General features: G+C 69.7%; 2 protein-coding genes. Both read right to left on the reverse strand.

Annotated elements, in window-relative coordinates; translation table 11 throughout:
- Nucleotides 1-45: 45 nt before the first annotated feature.
- Nucleotides 46-1,254 (reverse strand): RNA-guided endonuclease InsQ/TnpB family protein, encoded by a 1,209-nt coding sequence (locus tag ACLF6P_RS29800; protein WP_415954533.1) that lies wholly within the window; start codon nt 1,252-1,254, stop codon nt 46-48.
- Complete coding sequence (gene tnpA, locus ACLF6P_RS29805; protein ID WP_415954534.1) at nt 1,251-1,619, reverse strand: IS200/IS605 family transposase; 369 nt, start codon at nt 1,617-1,619, stop codon at nt 1,251-1,253. Before tnpA ends, ACLF6P_RS29800 begins: the two co-directional genes overlap by 4 nt.
- Nucleotides 1,620-1,635 lie beyond the last annotated feature (16 nt).

The following is a 1,635-nucleotide window of genomic DNA, read 5'->3' on the forward strand; positions in this document are numbered from 1 at the left end:
GTGACTCCACCCACGCGTAAACGCGCGGGCTTCCTGCGTCGGTGGCTAAGCCGCCGTGCAGAGGGCCAGCCCGGCCCTGTTGAGGACGTTCGTCGCGCCGACGTGGTCCGCGTTCGCCGCGAACCCGCACGCCGTACATGCGAACTTCGCTTGGGTGGCGCGGTTCTCCTTCGCGACATGCCCGCAGTCGGGGCACGTGCGGGAGGTGTTGCGCGCGTCCACCGGAACCACCAGGCGACCGGCACTCTCAGCCTTGTTCGCCAGGATTCCGAGGAACTGCGCCCAACCCGCGTCGAGGATGCTGCGGTTGAGTCCGGCCTTCGCGGCAGCGCCGTTCGGCAGGAAGCTGCCGGGCTGCTCGGGGTCGGCCTTGGGTGCGGGGCTCTTGGCCATGCCCGCCGTGTTGAGCCGTTCGTGCGCGATGACGTCGTGGTCGGCGACCAGTGCACGGGCGGTCTTGTGGTGAAAGTCGGCGCGCTGACGGCGGATCTTGCCGTGAAGCTTGGCGACCTTCCGGGCAGCGGCGCGGTGGGCCTTGGTGCGCCGGCGGGTCCGCTTCGGGAACGTCGCGAGGTGCCGCTGCGCTTCGGCCAGCTCGTCGGCCATCGCCTGGAGGAAGCGCGGGTTGGCGACGTGTTCGCCGTCCGAGGTGGTGAGGAAGTGGGCGACGCCCATGTCGATGCCGACGATCGCCCCGGTGGGCGCCAGTTCCTCGGCGGGCACGTTGTCGCAGGAGAGGACGACGTACCAGCGGTTTCCCTCGCGCTTGACCGAGATCGTCTTGACGCGGCCCTGTACGGGCCGGTGCTGGTGGACACGGACGTGCCCGATGCCCTGGAGCCGCACGCGGGTGACGGGGGCGTGGGGGGTGGAGTCCCAGCGGCAGCCGTCGCCGTCCTTCGGGAAGGTGACGGTGTCGAAGTGCCCGACGCCCTTGAAGCGGGGGTAGCCCGGGGTCTGTCCGGCCTTGACGCGGCGGAAGAACGCCTGGAACGCCTTGTCGAGGCGCCGCAGGGTGGCCTGCTGGGAGGAGAACGACCAGCGGCCCTGACGCTCCCGGTCGAACGCGCGGATCTCCTTGAGCTGTGCGGACTGGTCGCCGTAGCGGACGCCGGTCTTCGAGGTGTGCCGGTAGGCGTCCCGGCGTTCCTGCAGCGCGCCGTTGTAGAGGGAGCAGTGGTCGCGCAGCATCTCGCCGAGCGCGGCCGTCTGACGGGCCGTGGGGCGCAGGAGGAACTTGTACGCGCGGATCACGAGCCGTCCCCCTTCTTCCACGGGCGTTCCCACTGGGTGCTGATGTACTTCTCGACCGTGGCCGCCGACACAGCGCCGACCGAGGCCGCGAAGTACGACGACGACCACAGTGTGGGCATCCGCGACTTCAGGTGCGGGAACTCCTCGCGCAGCACGCGGGACGTGAAGCCCTTGAACTGGTTCGCCACGTACGAGGCCGACGACTTCGGGTCGTGCTTCACGAACAGGTGCACGTGGTCGGGCATCACCTCAAGCGCGATGATCTCCCACCCGCGTTCGTCGGCCTTCAGCCGGATCAGTTCGTCCAGCCGTTCCGCGACCCGGCCGCCGAGGACCGGACGGCGGTACTTCGGGCACCACACCACGTGGAGTCCGAGGTCG

Source organism: Streptomyces lothianensis, assembly GCF_047779955.1.
Lineage (GTDB): Bacteria > Actinomycetota > Actinomycetes > Streptomycetales > Streptomycetaceae > Streptomyces.